Origin of the sequence: Klebsiella sp. CD33 (assembly GCF_051992865.1) — a bacterium.
GTDB lineage: Bacteria > Pseudomonadota > Gammaproteobacteria > Enterobacterales > Enterobacteriaceae > Klebsiella > Klebsiella pneumoniae.
Genome location: NZ_CP197023.1, coordinates 3,840,758 through 3,857,409, shown reverse-complemented (window position 1 = coordinate 3,857,409; position 16,652 = coordinate 3,840,758). Strand labels below are relative to the sequence as shown.

Below are 16,652 nucleotides of genomic sequence, written 5' to 3'. Positions count from 1 at the left end.
TTAGCCGTCTTTTGTCTCGCCTGGAGGTGATGGCGTGGGTGCCTGATTGACCTTTATCTCCCTCATGATACAGGTGATAAGCAGCACTACCCCCCACGGGAGCATCAGGGTGCCCATAAGCAGTAAATAGATTTGTACCAGCCGGCTATCGTGAGGGCGGGTGCAGAGCAAATAAATGGCATAAAAATAGATAGCCCACGCCAGCATCGCACACCAGACAAACGTCAGCGTGTTGCCGATAACGACGCCGATTAAGGCGATATAACTTACCCCTAACGGGTTGAGGATCGCGATGATCATTCCCCACATCAGCGGCTGACTCCACTTTTTCCTGCTCATGCTCGTTCCTTGAGAGTGACGTTGTGGAAGACTAGCATGCAGGACGGGGGGAAGCGCGCACCTTCGCCCGGGCAAAAGGCGCTTTCGGAATTGTGCTCGCGCAGGAATTAGAACGGAAAGTGGATTAGTTCGACGTCGTCCGGCGTCACCTTGACCATCGAACCTTCGCTGTGCCAGGCGCCAAGTACCACGCGCCATGCGGGTTGGCCGTTGGCCTGCAGTTCATGGACCGCCGGGCGATGAGTATGGCCGTGGATCAGCCACTGCACGTGATGCCGCTCCATCGCGTCAACTACCGCCTGTGGATTTACATCCATAATTTCCATTGATTTACTGCTGTTGGCGGCTTTGCTGTCGGCGCGCATGCGGGCGGCGATGCGACGGCGGATAAACAGCGGCAGGGCCAGGAACAGACGCTGGATCCACGGGGTGTGGACTTTGGCGCGAAACGCCAGATAGCCTTGGTCATCGGTGCACAGCGTGTCGCCATGCATGATCAAGACTTCACGGCCATAGAGGTCCAGTCGCTCTTCTTCGGCGAGCAGGATCATCCCGCTCTGGCGGGCAAAGCGCTCGCCGACGAGAAAATCGCGGTTGCCATGGATGAAGTAGCACGGCACGCCGGCGTCGACGACGGCTTTGATTGCCGAGGCAATTTGTTGGTGCAGCGGGTTAGGATCGTCATCGCCGATCCATGCCTCAAACAGATCGCCAAGGATATACAGAGCGTCCGCCTGGCGGGCTTCGCCCTGTAAAAAACGCAGAAAACCGGCGGTGATCGCCGGTTCTTCTGTTTGCAGGTGCAAATCTGCAATGAAAAGTGTCGCCACGAATTACTCGCTGACGGTGACGCTTTTGATGATCACATCATCTTTCGGCACATCCTGGTGCATGCCGCTGCGGCCGGTGGCAACCGCTTTGATTTTGTCCACCACGTCCATGCCTTCAACCACTTCCGCGAAGACGCAGTAGCCCCAACCCTGCAGGCTTTCGCCGGAGAAGTTCAGGAAGTCGTTGTCAACCACGTTGATGAAGAACTGCGCGGTGGCAGAGTGCGGCGCCTGAGTACGGGCCATCGCCAGCGTGCCGCGGGTGTTTTTCAGACCGTTGTTCGCTTCGTTCTGAATCGGAGATTTGGTCGCTTTTTGTTTCATGCCAGGTTCAAAACCGCCGCCCTGAATCATGAAGCCGTTGATAACACGGTGGAAAATGGTGTTGTCGTAGAAACCTTCGCGGCAGTAGTCCAGGAAGTTTTTAACTGTTTCCGGCGCTTTGTCGTCAAACGTTTTGATTACGATATCGCCATGATTGGTGTGGAAAGTAACCATTTTTGCATCCTGTTCCGATGAGTGTGGTGCCAGCACCCGGTGTCGGGTGAGATATAGGGGGGTGTTATAGCATAACCGCGGGGGTCGATGCACCTTGCAATGTGTGCTGCGTCCGGTCTGAATTATGGGTATTATAGAGACTTCATTACCCACACACGTCTACACGGAATCTTCGATGTTAAAAATTTTTAATACACTGACGCGCCAGAAAGAGGAATTTAAACCTATCCATGCCGGGGAAGTCGGCATGTACGTGTGTGGTATTACCGTTTACGATCTCTGTCATATCGGCCATGGACGTACCTTCGTCTCCTTTGACGTCGTGGCGCGCTATCTGCGTTTTCTCGGCTATAAGCTGAAGTACGTGCGCAATATCACCGATATCGACGACAAAATCATTAAGCGCGCTAATGAAAACGGCGAAAGCTTTGTCGCGCTGGTCGATCGCATGATTGCCGAAATGCACAAAGATTTTGACGCGCTGAATATTCTGCGTCCCGACAGCGAGCCGCGCGCAACGCACCATATTGCGGAGATCATTGAGATCACCGAGCAGCTGATCGCCAAAGGCCATGCTTACGTGGCAGATAACGGCGACGTGATGTTCGACGTGCCGACGGACCCGAACTACGGTCTGCTGTCGCGTCAGGATCTCGATCAACTGCAGGCGGGGGCGCGCGTCGACGTGGTTGACGTCAAGCGTAACCCGATGGACTTCGTCCTGTGGAAAATGTCGAAAGAGGGCGAGCCAAGCTGGCCGTCGCCGTGGGGCGCGGGCCGTCCGGGCTGGCATATCGAGTGCTCGGCGATGAACTGCAAGCAGCTTGGCAACCACTTCGATATTCACGGCGGCGGTTCGGATCTGATGTTCCCGCACCATGAAAACGAAATCGCCCAGTCCACCTGCGCCCACGACGGCGAATACGTCAACTACTGGATGCACTCCGGCATGGTGATGGTTGACCGCGAGAAGATGTCGAAATCGCTGGGTAATTTCTTTACCGTCCGCGACGTGCTGAAGTATTACGATGCGGAGACGATTCGCTACTTCCTGATGTCCGGCCACTATCGCAGCCAGCTGAACTACAGCGAAGAGAACCTCAAGCAGGCGCGTTCGGCGCTGGAGCGTCTGTACACCGCGCTGCGCGGGACGGACAAATCCGTCGACGCGGCGGGGGGCGAAGCCTTCGAAGCACGCTTTATCGAGGCGATGGACGACGACTTCAACACCCCGGAAGCCTATTCGGTGCTGTTCGATATGGCGCGTGAAGTAAACCGCCTGAAAACCGAGGACGCGGCCGCGGCGAACGCCATGGCGGCCCACCTGCGTAAGCTTGCTGCGGTGCTGGGTCTGCTGGAGCAGGAGCCGGAGGCGTTCCTGCAGAGCGGCGCGCAGGTTGACGACGCGGAAGTGGCGGAGATCGAATCGCTCATCCAGCAGCGTCTGGACGCGCGCAAAGCGAAAGACTGGGCGGCGGCGGATGCGGCGCGCGACCGTCTCAACGAGATGGGGATTGTGTTAGAAGACGGCCCGCAGGGCACTACCTGGCGCCGTAAGTAAACGCCATATCTAATATAAAGGCCACGCTTGCGTGGCCTTTTTGCGTTCAGGGTTTATTGAACCTGGTGTTCAGGTATAAAAACGCAAACAGAGTCGGGTAGATTCAGATGCTGACAGCCGGGTATCGCCCGGCTGTAACGCGCGATAAACCGAATCACGCTATCGCCGCTATTTAAACCCACTTTACCTTGCGCCAATAGCTCATCCGGCTGATCGTCGGTAAAAACATTGCTGGCCACCACCTTTGCGCCCAGGCGCTCAAAAAGCGTGACGTTGACCAGCGAGGGTTGGTACGACTCCTGCGCCAGCCAGTCTCTGGCCTGCTGACGTGACCAGATATGGCCGTCGTTGGCGCGGGCGAAGAGTTCCAGCAGCCAGCCGTTAGAGTTTTGATACGGCCCGGAGAAGGGCCAGGCGATCAGGTTATAGCGCGGGCTGTGGAACAGGTTCAGTTTGACAGGACTGTGTAAAAGCTCTTGTAAGGCGGCGTTAAGTTCGCCGCGCGGGCGTAAAACCGCTATCTGCTGGTTAACCAGTTCATCGGCGAGAAACTCATAGAGCCCCTGCACGTACAGCGCTGACCGCGCCGTACCGCAGGTATTCAGGTTATGGTACACCCGCCAGCTATTATCGGCCTGTCGGAGGGCGTAACCTGCGTGAGACCAGGTCAGCCCGCGGCTGGACATATCCTGACCCTGGCGCACTAAAATAACCACCGGTTCCGGCTCGCTGTTCAATTGCTGTTTGAGCCGTTGCGCCTGATGCATGGTGGCGGCGATAGTTTCTGCCGATGGCGACCCCGCGCCGCAATCGGTGCTGGCAGCCGTCGCGCTTAACGATGCCGCGCCCAGGCATAGGGCGACCGCCAGGCGCTTCATTTCGCCGACAGCGGTTGGTTAGCGGAGAGCGACGCGTCCTCTTGATTTACCATGTGGGCCAGAACCTTATCCTCTTTTTTCAGCAATGCGCCGGTGCCTTCCGGGGCTTTCTCCAGCGTCAGCTTATCCCCGGTTTTGAGATCGGCCTTTTCGACAACCTGCAGCGGCAGCACCATTTTGACGGTGTTCTGCTTAGGGTCTTTGGTGGTCAGCAGCGCGGTTTTTTGCTTTTTGTTTTTGTCGACAGAAGCGGTGATCAGTGCGACGGGAACCAGGACCGGCGAGAGAATAATACCGCTCACTAATGCCGAACTGCCGATGCTGGCAATTCCCGAAGAGAGAGCATAGACGGCGGTGGTACGCTCATCGGCATGAGCGATGGACGAAATTACCAGCAATGCTGCGGCGAAGATGGACGTTTTACGCATAGTAGTCCCTTAACGTTGAATAGATTGACGATATAGCCAGAGGAGTAACGCCAGTACGCTTGCCGGCAGCCAGACCCACTGCAGCTCAGAGAGGATCACCTGATGGCCATAAGGCGTGGCATAACGCGATAGCGCGAATGGCGCCACTTTAATCACCTGCCAGGGCAGGAAGAAGCGCTCATCGGACCAGGGCCACAGCCAGCCGACGCCTTTACCGCCGTCGGTGATGGCATCGAGCAGGCTATGTGATAACAGGCAGACGCTAAGAAACGCCCAACTGCGCACCAGCCCGCAGCGAAATTTCCTGCCAGCTATCGCCAGACACAGCAAAGGAACCACCAGCGCGAACAGTAACGAGTGGGTAAATCCGCGGTGGCCGAAAACGTTGCCGTAGGCGACGCCGAACTTAAACGCCAGCACGTCGGCATCCGGCAACATCGCCAGCGCTACGCCGGCCAGCAGCAGGTGCGGGGGAATAATTTTGCGTCCCAGCCCTAACCCCAGACACAGTGGAACAGCGGCATGAGTGATGATAGTTGGCATTGGCTTATATTCTGCAAATAAAAGCCTATTATCAGTAGGGTATTTGAGGATTACATCCCCGCATTATTCTGATTTTCCAGCGGGAGAGAGTTGGCGCCGGATCCGGCGCCAGAGAGGATTAGGCAATCACGGTAATGCTTTGACCGTCAAAGGTCACCGTTTGCCCGGCAACGATTTTACAGCGTTTGCGGGTTTCCACCGCGCCGTCGACTTTTACCAGCCCGTCGGCGATGGCGATCTTCGCCTGGGCGCCGCTTTCGCTCCAGCCTTCCAGCTTCAGCAGATCGCACAGCTCAACGTGCGGGTGTTTACCTAAGGAAAATGTCGCCATCTCAGGCCTCCTCAACGTCGTGATACTCTTCGCACGCCTGCAGCGTGTTCTGGATCAGGGTGGCGACGGTCATCGGGCCAACGCCGCCGGGAACCGGGGTGATGTAGGACGCGCGTTCGGCGGCATCTTCATACACCACGTCGCCGACCACTTTGCCGCTTTCCAGACGGTTGATGCCGACATCGACCACAATCGCCCCTTCTTTAATCCACTCGCCAGGAATAAAGCCCGGTTTGCCCACCGCGACGATCAGCAGGTCGGCGTTTTCGACATGATGGCGCAGGTTTTTTGTAAAGCGGTGGGTGACGGTGGTGGTGCAGCCGGCCAGCAGCAGCTCCATGCTCATCGGGCGACCGACGATATTGGAGGCGCCAATGACCACCGCATTGAGGCCGTAGGTGTCGATATTGTAGCGTTCCAGCAAGGTCACGATACCGCGCGGAGTGCACGGACGCAGGCGCGGCGCGCGCTGGCACAGGCGGCCAACGTTGTAAGGATGGAAGCCGTCGACGTCTTTATCCGGCGCGATGCGCTCGAGAACTTTGACGTTATCGATCCCTGCCGGCAGGGGCAGCTGAACCAGAATACCGTCGATGGTCTTATCGGCATTCAGAGTGTCGATAAGCTCCAGCAGCTCGGCTTCGCTGGTGGTTTCCGGGAGATCGTAAGAGCGGGAGACGAAGCCCACTTCTTCACATGCTTTGCGCTTGCTGCCGACATAAATCTGCGAGGCAGGGTTGCTGCCGACCAGCACGACGGCCAGCCCAGGGGCGCGTTTTCCGGCCGCAACGCGAGCCTTCACTTTTTCCGCAACCTCAGAGCGTACCTGCTGCGCAATCGTTTTACCGTCAATAATTTTTGCTGCCATCAGAGAGAGGATTCCATCTGTATCTTTACGAAAGGGGGATGAGGATATTTTGTCAGAAGCGGGCCTCGCTGTCAGTCCTCGTTTGCTGTTTTATCCTGTCTGAGGCTAATTTAGCCTGTTATGACCATGGTTATTACATGGTTATAGGTGCGTTGCGCCAGGCCACTGAGTCGATTTACGCGCGCATTAGGCCCGGCGGTATGCTTCTTGTACAGTTGGTGGAGGATATTTCGCCAGCGTCGTATAAGCCCCGCAGTTTCCTGGTAAAATGGATTGACTCGACCGACGTGGACCGTATAATTCCACGCGTTTCACTCCGCGAAGCACTCGCTTCTCAGGGCGCCCTTAGCTCAGCTGGATAGAGCAACGGCCTTCTAAGCCGTAGGTCACAGGTTCGAATCCTGTAGGGCGTGCCATTTAATAATCAATCACTTATCAACTTCCTCCAGTCGCTGATTTTTCCTTGTGGGACATATTTGGGACATCTTCTGCAAAAATTTGCAAAAATTGAGTCAATTTGACGTGCGTGCTCAGTTAAATGGTTAGGTGCCAGGTGAGCATATCGACGGACCATTTCGATGATTCTAATGTCTTGTAGTATCTGTCGGACGATGGCCAGTCAGAGTACAGCATTACTGCTCTGTAATATCGAACAGAATGGTTAATGCTGGTTATAGCTGAGTGCAGAATAAGCGCTCTGCAGGAATGTGAAAATATGTTGCCGGTAACAGGCTAATAGTCATTATAGCTTTAGGTTCTGTCTGACTGGGTTAACTATCGCATTTTAAGCTGGCGTGAAGTACAGTTGTTATAGATCAATATTGAACACTATTTGAAAGCATACCCTCGATGTTCATCCACTGCCTGGAAAGATCCGAATGAACATCAAATTCGTCGCCATCTCCGTATTCGCTGTTGTGTGCGTCTTTGCATCAGATATTTCCATCGCCAAATCGAATTCCTTAAGCGATGATCAGGTCAGTCAAAGGATTATTGATGACTCTGTCGCATCCTACCCCGGTACTTGTGCCTGTCCCTTCAATACCGCCCGGAACGGCAGCTCGTGCGGTGGCCGCAGTGCCTGGAGCAAAGCTGGTGGGTACTCACCTATTTGCTACAAGAAAGAGGTAACAAAGGAGATGGTTAAGGCGTGGCGACAAGAGAATCAATGATAACGATCAATATCTGAACCAGGTGATTACTTACACTGGAATAGTAGTTTAAATAATATTAAATGATTATTTCGAATACTGCAGCCCATTTGCAGTAAGCACTGTTCTGGTAGAGGCGGCAGAGGCCACGGCGTTTGTCTTTTTACCTTGTGATATTTGAACCCAGCAAATCTATTTCCCCTGCCTGATAGACTTAGTGTCACCGTATCCTGTTACTAAGAGCACGGGGCTACCTACTCATAAGATACTTCCTCTTCTTACGAGGAAACCGGTTCAGCGTGTTGTGTGTGGAGACAGTACCCATCAACTCAAACTGATAACAAAAAGTTTAATTTTTTTCCCCGCCGTGCTGACTATAGTTAGGGCACTTTCACTTGCCCAATAAGGTCACGATTATGAAATTAGTTATCGCCTCCGTAATTTCTCTGCTCAGCTTCAGCGCGCTGGCGGCGCCAGAGGGGACGCTCAGCGTACACATTCTTAATCAGCAAACCGGGCTCCCTTCACCGGGGGTGCAGATTGAGCTGGATAAACAGCAGGGGGAGAGCTGGCAGCATATCGCCACCGGTAAAACGGATGCCGATGGGCGGATTAAATCGCTCTATCCGCAGGAGGAGAATATGGAGCCGGGGGTGTATAAAGTGACGTTTAAAACCGGTGACTATTTTAAAAGCCAAAATATGAATACGTTCTTCCCGGTGATTCCGGTTATTTTCAATGTCACAAAGCAAAATCAAAAACTGCATATCCCGCTGCTGCTCAGTCAGTACGGATACTCTACCTACCGCGGCAGCTGATGACCCAAGCCGCTATCCAGCCAACGCCTGCGCGGCTTCCGCAGGCGTCACGCTTTCCTCGCACCACGATGTCCACGCCTAACGCTCGGTCTCTTTCTCTTTAAAGTGTTTAACGGCTTCGTCGTACATCGCCAGCAGGCCGGAAATTTCGCCTTCATATTGCGGCACGCGCTGGGCGCGAACGAGCTCAATCAGCAGCGCATAGGCTGCTTCTTCCGGGGCCGCATGTGGATTGATCAGTCCAGACATATCACCTCCTTAACAGTGGGCCTTTAGCCTACCCCTCGGCGGGGAAACGCAACAGCCTGATATGCAACCAGTACTTCTTATATGGCTCTTGTGAAACCTCAGAGGCGAAGACCACGGCGGAAATCAATTGAAGGAGGGGTTATCCAGACCACTGGCGTGGCGGTTAGCGGTGCATCTACACCGGCAGGAGGCTCATCATCAGCCAGGCGATGGCGATGCAGATAAGGGTCATCGACAGCACAAAATTCATGGTAGCTCCTCTTCATCCTTTCTTTACTCAACGTAAATTTTGACAGCGATGATCGCCTTTATCCTTGGCGATTTGTGCCGCTATCCGGCGGTGGGCTGGGGAAAGACGGCCTGTTTCCCCGTGAAGGCCAGCAAAATATCCTCTTTGTCAGGGTTATAGTGATGACATCAATGAATAAGCTGCATCACATTGGTTATGTTGGTCTTTCCGCCTGAAGAATGACTTCGGGTCGCTGATAAGCTTGCTGGGGGACTAACAGGATGAGCACTACACCGTTAACGCTTTCTTTTGCCGGACAACAACCGCCCATCGCCCTGCCGCAGGTGCCGGGAACGCGGGGGCCGGTGGGAGTCGATATGCGCGGGCTAAATCAGTCCGGATTCTGCAGCTATGACCCCGGCTTCGCCAATACCGCCGGATGCCAGTCGGCGATCTCGTGGATCGATACGGAAAACAGCGTGCTATTGCACCGCGGCTATCCGGTGGATCAGCTGGCTCGCCAGTGCGATTTTCTCGAAGTGGCCTACATCATGCTGAACGGTGACGCGCCGGATGAGGCCAGCTATCAAACCTTTCGCGAGACCATCACCCGCCATACTCTGGTCCACGAGCAGATAGCCCGCATGTGCAGCGGCTTTCGTCGCGACTCGCACCCGATGGCGCTGATGTGCGCCCTGGTGGGGGCGCTGGCGGCGTTTTATCATGACGTCCTGGACGTGGAAAATCCGCAGCACCGGGCGCTGGCCGCCACCCGGCTGCTGTCGAAAATGCCCACTATCGCCGCCATGAGCTACAAGTACACCATTGAGCAACCCGCAGCATATCCGCGCAACGATCTCTCCTATGCCGGTAATTTCCTGCAGATGCTGTTTGCTATCCCGGCGGAAAAATACGTTCTCAATCCGGTTATCGAGCAGGCGATGAACCAGATCCTGGTGCTGCATGCCGATCACGGGCAGTGCGCCTCGACCACTACGGTGCGCGCGGCGGGTTCCTCCGGGGCGAACTTATTCGCCTGCGTCGCCGCCGGGCTGGCGTCGCTGTGGGGGCCGATGCATGGAGGAGCAAATGAATCGAGCATGCGAATGCTGGAGGAGATTGAAAGCGTCGATCAGGTTCCGGCGTTTCTTCGCCAGGCGAAGCGCGATCCGCAGGCATTTCGCCGGCTGGGTTTTGGCAACTCGCGCTACCGTCACCGTGACCCGCGCGCCGATATCCTGCGTGAAACCAGCCATCGGGTGCTGGCGGAGGTAGGCATGTCCGACCGCCTGCTGCAGGTGGCGATGGCCCTTGAGGACGTGGCGCTGACCGACCCCTATTTTGTGGACAATGGCCTGTCGCCAAGCGTGGATTTCTATACCGCGGTGATCCTTAAAGCGATGAATCTGCCTTCGTCGATGTTTGCGGTGGTCACCGCGGTCGGTCGGACGGTCGGTTGGGTGGCGCACTGGAACGAGATGCACCAGGCGCCGCTGACCATCTACCGGCCACGGCAGATTTACGTTGGCGAGGGCTATCGGGATTACGTCTCCCGACGCGGCGAGCGGTCAACGGGCCCGCAGTGACTGCGGGCGAAGCGAACGCCAGCGCGACCTTCGTGGTGACTTATAACTGATCTGCCTGGCGGCGCGGCGCCGTCAGGCATGCGCCAGTAAAGGAAACATCAACTTCCTGTCTTTAAACAGGTTTTCCTTCTGGTCATAGACGAAGAGGATATCTTCTCCCTCTATCTTCTCATACTCGCCGAGCCGGTCTTCACTGGGGGTAAAACCGAGGATGGCCTGGTAAACGTGGTCATCGGCCAGTTCGTTGACCAGCGTCGACAGGCTCTTGCCCACGTCGCAGAATAGATCAAAGCAGATCAGCACCGGACCGTTTTGCATGGCGATGACCACCGCCTCATTTTTTGCCGAGTAATAGACAAAATGCTTCATAAAGGCTGAGCAGTAAAACATCAGCAGGCCAAAGTTATGCTCCACCCGCAGCGGTGAGAACGGGTTGGATTTTTCATAGTAATGGCGGAGCAGGGCGACATCGTCAGGGCTGTCCATATCCAGTTTACGAAAATCACCGGCTCGCGGGGAGACTGGCATAATATATTGATACTCTTCGCTGCGGGTGAAGCCAAATTTGGGGTAAAAATCCACCGTGGTGGGATTGGCGAATAAAAAGAAGGCGTCCGCCTCCTGCTGCCAGTCCTGCAGGATGTGATGGATAAGCTGGCCGGCTAATCCCTTATTACGGTGGTCCGGTTCGGTCATCACGGTGCCAATCTGAATATAACGCCGGGGCTCGCCCTGCCAGCGCAGGTCGATGATGTTGGCCGAAGCGTTAGCGATAACTTTATTGCGTTCGACAAAAGCATAGGGGATATAGGCGTCGGTCCAGTAACCTTGCTGATACCACTCTTCAAAAGACAGGTCAAAAGTCTTAACGGCAAGGTCAATGAAGCTTTTTCTTAATGGGTTATTTTCTCTGACTTGCTTCACTAATTGATAATTCATTGTCATAGTTCCTTCTCACTATGGCTTCTGAAAGCGGCGACGTCGGCAAAGGCACTTGCGTCGAATGAGCGCTGTAAACGTAGCATATCTGGGAAAAGGATCAGCAATGTCGATGCTTAACCTTTGCCCCAGTCACAAATAACCGCATGCTGACCGTGTCAGACCGGTCTGAACGGCCTGTTTGCATTCACTACCGCCATAATAAAGCGTGAGTAAAAGAGGTATTGGTCGCGAGGCTGAGGCAAATGTACTGGCTATTTTATCGACAATCGGCCGGGCCGTAGAGGTTAGGTTTATTTATTTATGCATTAAACAGGAAATTTTACGCGTTGCGTCTAATAATAGAGTAGTCCCCAGCGTAAGGGCTGAATTTATCCTGGAATCGGCTTATAATAACGCGCTTTGTGATTGAGTATTACCGCACGAATTGGAAAAATACTACGTGCAGGATCCGCTACTTTATTTCGCGGTTTTTGCTCAGCTATTATTGAGTGAATTAACAGGATTACTATGTCAAATTTACCCAAATTTTCCCGCGCGCTGTTGCACCCGCGTTACTGGCTGTTGTGGCTGGGAATTGGCTTTTTGTGGCTGCTGGTGCAATTACCGTATCCGGTGATCTACCGTCTGGGAACGGCGCTTGGGCGGCTGGCAATGCGGGTGATGAAAAGCCGCGCGCGGATTGCCAGACGTAATCTCGAACTCTGCTTTCCCGAGATGAGCGCCGCCGACCGCGAGGCGCTGCTGGTGAAAAACTTTGAATCGCTGGGCATGGGGCTGATGGAGACCGGCATGGCCTGGTTCTGGCCGACGCACCGGGTAGCGCGCTGGACCGAGACCAGCGGCGTTAACGAGGTGGTGGAGCTTCTGGAAGAAAAGCAGGGCATTTTACTGATCGGTATCCATTTTCTGACCCTCGAAATGGGTGCGCGAATGTACGGCATGTTTACCCCAGGCATTGGCGTCTACCGTCCTAACGATAACCCGCTGATTGACTGGCTGCAAACCTGGGGACGCTTGCGCTCTAACAAGACCATGCTGGATCGAAAAAATCTGAAAGGGATGGTCAGGGCGCTAAAAGAGGGGGAAATTCTCTGGTACGCGCCGGATCATGACTACGGTCCGGCCAGCAGCGTCTTCGCCCCGCTGTTTGCCGTCGAACAGGCAGCGACCACCACCGGTACCTGGATGCTGGCGAAAATGTCCGGGGCGACGATTGTGCCGTTTGTTCCGCGGCGCAAGCCCAACGGCATGGGGTATGAATTGATCTCCCTGACGCCGGAGCGCACGCCGCCGCTGGCGAGCGCCGAGGTTACGGCGGCCTGGATGAATCAGATTATCGAACAGTGCATCCTGATGGCGCCCGAGCAATACATGTGGCTGCACCGGCGCTTTAAGACCCGCCCGGAAGGGGTACCGCCGCGTTACTGAACGCCTCGGCCAAAAAATAAGCGCATCGGTAGCACGCTTAGTAAATCGCCGTCTATACTGAAAGGGCCTGACTGAAGGCTAATTCCAAGGAGATTGCAGGATGAAAAAAGTGATAGTCGCGTTAGCCCTTTCCGCCGTTGCATTTGGCGCCTCCGCCGCGCAGTTGATTACCAAAGAAGAAGTGAAACACTTCAAACTGACCAAAGTCGGGCCGATCTCGGTGGGGCCGTCCGGTGGCGAATTCTCTTCGCCTTCCGATCTGCACGATCAGCTCTCCAAGCTGGCCGATGAGAAAGGCGGAAAGTACTACGTGATCACCGCTGCGCGTGAGCATGGCCCTAACTTTGAAGCCACAGCGGAAGTGTATAAATAACCTTTTTTTAAAGCGTGCCGTATCGGCGCGCAACGCATTGAGCCTGGAGCGCGTTAAGCCTCCGGGCTTATTTTTTTCTGCTATCGGAATTGCCTTAGGCAATAGCGGCAGCGGAAATGCGTTTTTATCGCTATATATAGATTTCATGATCACGATGTTAATGAATTATTGCTTTTTATTGTTAATAAAGAGCCAATTCCGGCCTAATGCCTGAGGGAGTGACCCCTGGCAAAAATAGGTAGGACAAATGTGTTATCATCGCGCCTTTCCCTTTTTGTCTGGGGCTTTCTTGTATGCTACAACCTGTTGTTCGCGTCGGTGAATGGCTGGTAACCCCCTCTGTAAACCAAATCAGCAGGAAGGGGCGCCAGCTTACCCTTGAACCGCGTTTAATCGATCTTCTGGTCTTTTTTGCCCGCCATCCGGGGGAAGTGCTTAGCCGGGACGAGCTTATCGAAAACGTCTGGACCCGGAACGTTGTGACCAGCCACGTCGTCACGCAGAGTATTTCTGAACTGCGCAAGTCGCTCAAAGACGGCGACGACGTTAGCCTTGAGTACATCGCGACGGTACCCAAACGGGGGTATAAGCTCACGGTGCCGGTGATCTGGTGCACCGAAGAGGGGGAGGAGCTAGCCCCGTCGATGGAGGCGCTGACGCCTTCGCCGTCGACCGCCGTTCCTGCGCCGCCGGCCGCCGGTGCGCCATCCGACGTCTCTGTCCCTCTCCCTGATGCCGCCGCGCCGCCACCGGCTCCTACCGTGGCCAGCGCGCCGTCAGGCCGCAAGCGCCTCACTACCGCCCTGGTGTGGGGGCTGTTCCTGTTGGCGCTGGGCACCTGCGTGGCGCTGGTGGCGCTGTCGAGCATGGAATCGCGGCCGCCGGTCAACAAGGCGCGTCTGCTGCTCAATCCGCGCGATATCGATATCCACCTGGTGAATGGCAACTCCTGCGCTAACTGGTCGTCGCAGCACTCCTACGCCGTAGGACTGGCCAGCCTGATCACCACCTCGCTGAACACCTTCTCGACCTTTATGGTGCATGACAAAACGGACTACAACATCAATGAGCCGAGCAGCTCCGGGAAAACGCTGACCATCGAGTTCGTCAATCAGCGCCACTATCGGGCGCAGCAGTGCTTTATGTCGGTCCAGCTGGTGGACAACGCCGACAGCTCGACGATGCTGGATAAGCGCTACTTTGTGACCAACGATAACCAGCTGACCATCCAGAACGATCTGATGAACAGCCTGTCGGATGCCCTGGCGCAGCCGTGGCCGGCGCGAATGCAGGCGATGCTCAGGCAATATCAGCCCTCGCAAAGCGTGGCGTTAACCTATTTCTACCAGTCGCATCAGCTGTTAATGAAGGGCGACGTCGATTCATTAAGTAAGGCTAGTAGCCTGCTGGATGATGTGATTAAGCGGGCGCCGGATTTTATTTACGCCTATGCCGAAAAAACGCTGGTGGATGTATTGCGCCATTCGCAACAGCCTCTGGACGATAAACAGCTGGCCGCCCTCTACAGTGAAGTTGAGCGGGTAGGGGCGATGCCGGGTATAAAAGACATGGCGATTTATTATCAAATAAAAGCGGTGGATTCATTGGGGAAGGGCAAAGTCGACGAAGCAAATACCGCAATTAATAGTGCGATTGATTTAGAGATGTCATGGCTAAATTATGTGCTGTTAGGCAAAGTCTATGAGATGAAAGGTGAGAACCGTCTGGCTGCCGATTCTTACATCACGGCGTTTAATTTACGTCCTGGCGAAGATACCCTGTACTGGATTGAAAATGGGGTTTTCCAGACATCGGTTAACCGAGTAGTTCCATATCTCGACAACTTTCTCTCTTCAGAATAAGTAAACCCTCATCATGCGCAAGGTTTTGGGCATGGTGAGGTTAAATTTATGTTTCTCATGAAGCCTCTTGTTGTTATTTTTATTTAGCATTCAGGAGGCTTTAAATAACAGTCAGATAACACGCTCTCCTTCTTCTAACTCACTGTAATTCAACGATGTTTATCTTTTTCTGACACCCTGTTGTCATGTTTATATGTTAAGCGAAAAAGGTCAAAATATCATTTGTCTGATGTTTGTTTTTATATCACTTTATCTTTAGGACTTATCTCGTACAAATCAGTAATCTTGTTGGCAGTTGGTCGGGTCAATTAATGGTTCTGTATCATGATCTGTACCTCCCAAATAAACTTAGGAGAAAAACAACCATGAGTTCTGCCAAGAAGATCGGGCTATTTGCCTGTACCGGTGTCGTCGCCGGTAATATGATGGGGAGCGGGATTGCATTATTACCTGCGAACCTGGCCAGCATCGGTGGTATTGCCATTTGGGGCTGGGTAATTTCAATTATTGGTGCGATGTCTCTGGCTTATGTTTATGCCCGACTGGCCACTAAAAACCCGCAGCAGGGCGGTCCTATTGCCTACGCTGGCGAAATATCTCCGGCGTTCGGTTTCCAGACCGGTGTCCTTTATTATCATGCAAACTGGATTGGTAACCTGGCCATCGGGATTACCGCAGTTTCTTATCTCTCTACGTTCTTCCCAATTTTAAATAACCCGGTGCCAGCAGGTATTGCCTGTATTGCCATCGTGTGGATCTTTACTTTCGTTAATATGCTCGGCGGGACCTGGGTCAGCCGTCTGACCACCATTGGTCTGGTACTGGTGCTTATTCCGGTGGTCATGACCGCGGTCGTGGGCTGGCACTGGTTTGATGTCGCCACCTATCAGGCAAACTGGAACACCTCCAGCACCACTGATAGCCACGCGGTTATTAAAAGTATCCTGCTCTGCTTGTGGGCCTTCGTTGGCGTAGAATCCGCCGCCGTGAGTACCGGGATGGTGAAAAACCCGAAACGTACCGTGCCGCTGGCAACCATGCTGGGCACCGCGATGGCCGGTATCGTCTACATTGCCGCGACTCAGGTTATCGCCGGTATGTATCCTGCTTCTCAGATGGCCGCGTCCGGTGCGCCGTTCGCAATTAGCGCCTCTACCATCCTCGGCGGCTGGGCTGCACCGATGGTATCCGCTTTCACCGCCTTTGCCTGCCTGACTTCTCTGGGCTCGTGGATGATGCTGGTTGGCCAGGCCGGTGTGCGTGCCGCCAACGACGGTAACTTCCCGAAAGTGTATGGCGAAGTTGATAACAACGGTATTCCGAAAAAAGGCCTGCTGCTGGCCGCAGTGAAAATGACCGCGCTGATGGTGCTGATTACCCTGATGAACTCCGCCGGTGGTAAAGCCTCTGACCTGTTCGGCGAACTGACCGGTATCGCGGTACTGCTGACCATGCTGCCTTACTTCTACTCCTGTGTTGACCTGATTCGTTTCGAAGGCATCAACATCCGTAACTTCGTTAGCCTGATTTGTTCGGTACTGGGTTGCGTGTTCTGCTTCATCGCGCTGATGGGCGCAAGCTCCTTCGAACTGGCCGGCACCTTCATCGTTAGCCTGATTATCCTGATGTTCTACGGTCGCAAAATGCACCAGCGCCAGAACAACGCATCGGATAACAACACCACCGCTAACGCGCACTAATCAGTAACCCGTTTTCCTGAGGCTCCTTCCATCACCTG

At 54.3% G+C, this 16,652-nt stretch carries 19 protein-coding genes, 1 tRNA gene and 1 pseudogene; 10 read left to right on the top strand and 11 right to left on the bottom strand.

What is annotated here, in order from left to right; all coding sequences use genetic code 11:
• The 3 genes from ACR809_RS19020 to ppiB form a co-directional block, all read right to left on the bottom strand.
• Positions 1-339 carry a hypothetical protein gene (locus ACR809_RS19020; protein WP_004191612.1) on the bottom strand — a complete coding sequence of 113 codons (339 nt, stop codon included), beginning with the start codon at positions 337-339 and terminating at the stop codon, positions 1-3.
• 107 nt (positions 340-446) lie between these two features.
• Positions 447-1,169 carry a UDP-2,3-diacylglucosamine diphosphatase gene (lpxH, locus tag ACR809_RS19015; RefSeq protein ID WP_025368382.1) on the bottom strand — a complete coding sequence of 241 codons (723 nt, stop codon included), beginning with the start codon at positions 1,167-1,169 and terminating at the stop codon, positions 447-449.
• Between the two features lie 3 nt (positions 1,170-1,172).
• Positions 1,173-1,667 (bottom strand): peptidylprolyl isomerase B, encoded by a 495-nt coding sequence (gene ppiB, locus ACR809_RS19010; RefSeq protein WP_004151319.1) that lies wholly within the window; start codon positions 1,665-1,667, stop codon positions 1,173-1,175.
• 175 nt (positions 1,668-1,842) lie between these two features.
• Between ppiB and cysS the strand changes: the two genes are divergently transcribed.
• Positions 1,843-3,228: a cysteine--tRNA ligase gene (cysS, locus tag ACR809_RS19005; protein WP_004143010.1), complete on the top strand. Its 1,386-nt coding sequence runs from the start codon at positions 1,843-1,845 to the stop codon at positions 3,226-3,228.
• A 53-nt stretch (positions 3,229-3,281) separates the two neighbouring features.
• Here cysS and ACR809_RS19000 read toward each other — a convergent pair whose 3' ends face one another.
• From ACR809_RS19000 to folD, 5 genes are all read right to left on the bottom strand, one after another.
• Positions 3,282-4,106 (bottom strand): DUF2145 domain-containing protein, encoded by an 825-nt coding sequence (locus ACR809_RS19000; RefSeq protein ID WP_122051502.1) that lies wholly within the window; start codon positions 4,104-4,106, stop codon positions 3,282-3,284.
• The gene (locus ACR809_RS18995) at positions 4,103-4,534 is read right to left on the bottom strand and encodes an STM0539 family protein (protein WP_122051501.1); all 432 of its coding nucleotides are present in this window, start codon (positions 4,532-4,534) and stop codon (positions 4,103-4,105) included. The genes ACR809_RS19000 and ACR809_RS18995 overlap by 4 nt, the downstream gene beginning before the upstream one ends.
• A 9-nt stretch (positions 4,535-4,543) precedes the next feature.
• Positions 4,544-5,077, bottom strand: a complete 534-nt coding sequence (locus ACR809_RS18990) for a metal-dependent hydrolase (RefSeq protein ID WP_122051500.1) — start codon at positions 5,075-5,077, stop codon at positions 4,544-4,546.
• Positions 5,078-5,195: 118 nt separating this feature from the next.
• Positions 5,196-5,408 carry a ribosome-associated protein YbcJ gene (ybcJ, locus tag ACR809_RS18985; protein WP_012737550.1) on the bottom strand — a complete coding sequence of 71 codons (213 nt, stop codon included), beginning with the start codon at positions 5,406-5,408 and terminating at the stop codon, positions 5,196-5,198.
• A gap of 1 nt (position 5,409) precedes the next feature.
• Positions 5,410-6,276: a bifunctional methylenetetrahydrofolate dehydrogenase/methenyltetrahydrofolate cyclohydrolase FolD gene (gene folD / locus ACR809_RS18980; protein WP_004143017.1), complete on the bottom strand. Its 867-nt coding sequence runs from the start codon at positions 6,274-6,276 to the stop codon at positions 5,410-5,412.
• Between the two features lie 339 nt (positions 6,277-6,615).
• Between folD and ACR809_RS18975 the strand changes: the two genes are divergently transcribed.
• Positions 6,616-6,692: transfer RNA gene (locus ACR809_RS18975), tRNA-Arg, on the top strand.
• Positions 6,693-6,711: 19 nt separating this feature from the next.
• Here ACR809_RS18975 and ACR809_RS18970 read toward each other — a convergent pair.
• Positions 6,712-6,856: pseudogene (locus ACR809_RS18970) on the bottom strand (integrase); the annotation flags it as partial.
• A gap of 298 nt (positions 6,857-7,154) precedes the next feature.
• On the opposite strand from ACR809_RS18970, the gene ACR809_RS18965 reads away from it, so the two are divergent.
• Positions 7,155-7,448: a hypothetical protein gene (locus ACR809_RS18965; protein ID WP_002892360.1), complete on the top strand. Its 294-nt coding sequence runs from the start codon at positions 7,155-7,157 to the stop codon at positions 7,446-7,448.
• Positions 7,449-7,843: 395 nt separating this feature from the next.
• Positions 7,844-8,245 carry a hydroxyisourate hydrolase gene (uraH, locus tag ACR809_RS18960; protein WP_032445656.1) on the top strand — a complete coding sequence of 134 codons (402 nt, stop codon included), beginning with the start codon at positions 7,844-7,846 and terminating at the stop codon, positions 8,243-8,245.
• A 78-nt stretch (positions 8,246-8,323) separates the two neighbouring features.
• On the opposite strand, the gene ACR809_RS18955 is transcribed toward uraH, so the two are convergent.
• The gene (locus ACR809_RS18955) at positions 8,324-8,494 is read right to left on the bottom strand and encodes a hypothetical protein (RefSeq protein WP_002892370.1); all 171 of its coding nucleotides are present in this window, start codon (positions 8,492-8,494) and stop codon (positions 8,324-8,326) included.
• 324 nt (positions 8,495-8,818) lie between these two features.
• Between ACR809_RS18955 and ACR809_RS18950 the strand changes: the two genes are divergently transcribed.
• Positions 8,819-8,959, top strand: coding sequence for a hypothetical protein (locus ACR809_RS18950; protein ID WP_004142684.1), 141 nt, complete (start codon positions 8,819-8,821; stop codon positions 8,957-8,959).
• Positions 8,960-9,004: 45 nt separating this feature from the next.
• Positions 9,005-10,309 carry a citrate synthase gene (locus ACR809_RS18945; protein WP_004178865.1) on the top strand — a complete coding sequence of 435 codons (1,305 nt, stop codon included), beginning with the start codon at positions 9,005-9,007 and terminating at the stop codon, positions 10,307-10,309.
• A 72-nt stretch (positions 10,310-10,381) separates the two neighbouring features.
• Here the strand turns inward: ACR809_RS18945 and ACR809_RS18940 are convergent, their stop codons facing one another.
• Positions 10,382-11,248, bottom strand: coding sequence for a GNAT family N-acetyltransferase (locus ACR809_RS18940; RefSeq protein ID WP_002892397.1), 867 nt, complete (start codon positions 11,246-11,248; stop codon positions 10,382-10,384).
• 510 nt (positions 11,249-11,758) lie between these two features.
• Here ACR809_RS18940 and ACR809_RS18935 point away from each other — a divergent pair.
• The 4 genes from ACR809_RS18935 (at position 11,759) to cadB (ending at position 16,614) form a co-directional block, all read left to right on the top strand.
• Complete coding sequence (locus ACR809_RS18935; protein ID WP_002892400.1) at positions 11,759-12,679, top strand: Kdo(2)-lipid IV(A) acyltransferase; 921 nt, start codon at positions 11,759-11,761, stop codon at positions 12,677-12,679.
• A gap of 100 nt (positions 12,680-12,779) precedes the next feature.
• Positions 12,780-13,052, top strand: coding sequence for a DUF1471 domain-containing protein (locus ACR809_RS18930; protein WP_002892402.1), 273 nt, complete (start codon positions 12,780-12,782; stop codon positions 13,050-13,052).
• A gap of 293 nt (positions 13,053-13,345) precedes the next feature.
• Positions 13,346-14,914, top strand: a complete 1,569-nt coding sequence (gene cadC, locus ACR809_RS18925; RefSeq protein ID WP_004147422.1) for a lysine decarboxylation/transport transcriptional activator CadC — start codon at positions 13,346-13,348, stop codon at positions 14,912-14,914.
• Between the two features lie 365 nt (positions 14,915-15,279).
• Positions 15,280-16,614 carry a cadaverine/lysine antiporter gene (gene cadB, locus ACR809_RS18920; RefSeq protein ID WP_002892484.1) on the top strand — a complete coding sequence of 445 codons (1,335 nt, stop codon included), beginning with the start codon at positions 15,280-15,282 and terminating at the stop codon, positions 16,612-16,614.
• The last annotated feature ends 38 nt before the right edge of the window (positions 16,615-16,652 follow it).

Coding starts and splice junctions, on each gene's coding strand:
- uraH (WP_032445656.1), top strand. CDS start 7,844: ATGAAATTAGTTATCGCCTCCGTAATTTCTCTGCTCAGCTTCAGCGCG.
- ACR809_RS18940 (WP_002892397.1), bottom strand. CDS start 11,248: ATGAATTATCAATTAGTGAAGCAAGTCAGAGAAAATAACCCATTAAGA.
- ppiB (WP_004151319.1), bottom strand. CDS start 1,667: ATGGTTACTTTCCACACCAATCATGGCGATATCGTAATCAAAACGTTT.
- ACR809_RS18965 (WP_002892360.1), top strand. CDS start 7,155: ATGAACATCAAATTCGTCGCCATCTCCGTATTCGCTGTTGTGTGCGTC.
- ACR809_RS18990 (WP_122051500.1), bottom strand. CDS start 5,077: ATGCCAACTATCATCACTCATGCCGCTGTTCCACTGTGTCTGGGGTTA.
- cadC (WP_004147422.1), top strand. CDS start 13,346: ATGCTACAACCTGTTGTTCGCGTCGGTGAATGGCTGGTAACCCCCTCT.
- ACR809_RS18930 (WP_002892402.1), top strand. CDS start 12,780: ATGAAAAAAGTGATAGTCGCGTTAGCCCTTTCCGCCGTTGCATTTGGC.
- folD (WP_004143017.1), bottom strand. CDS start 6,276: ATGGCAGCAAAAATTATTGACGGTAAAACGATTGCGCAGCAGGTACGC.
- ACR809_RS18995 (WP_122051501.1), bottom strand. CDS start 4,534: ATGCGTAAAACGTCCATCTTCGCCGCAGCATTGCTGGTAATTTCGTCC.
- ACR809_RS19020 (WP_004191612.1), bottom strand. CDS start 339: ATGAGCAGGAAAAAGTGGAGTCAGCCGCTGATGTGGGGAATGATCATC.
- ybcJ (WP_012737550.1), bottom strand. CDS start 5,408: ATGGCGACATTTTCCTTAGGTAAACACCCGCACGTTGAGCTGTGCGAT.
- cadB (WP_002892484.1), top strand. CDS start 15,280: ATGAGTTCTGCCAAGAAGATCGGGCTATTTGCCTGTACCGGTGTCGTC.
- ACR809_RS18935 (WP_002892400.1), top strand. CDS start 11,759: ATGTCAAATTTACCCAAATTTTCCCGCGCGCTGTTGCACCCGCGTTAC.
- ACR809_RS18945 (WP_004178865.1), top strand. CDS start 9,005: ATGAGCACTACACCGTTAACGCTTTCTTTTGCCGGACAACAACCGCCC.
- cysS (WP_004143010.1), top strand. CDS start 1,843: ATGTTAAAAATTTTTAATACACTGACGCGCCAGAAAGAGGAATTTAAA.
- ACR809_RS18955 (WP_002892370.1), bottom strand. CDS start 8,494: ATGTCTGGACTGATCAATCCACATGCGGCCCCGGAAGAAGCAGCCTAT.
- ACR809_RS19000 (WP_122051502.1), bottom strand. CDS start 4,106: ATGAAGCGCCTGGCGGTCGCCCTATGCCTGGGCGCGGCATCGTTAAGC.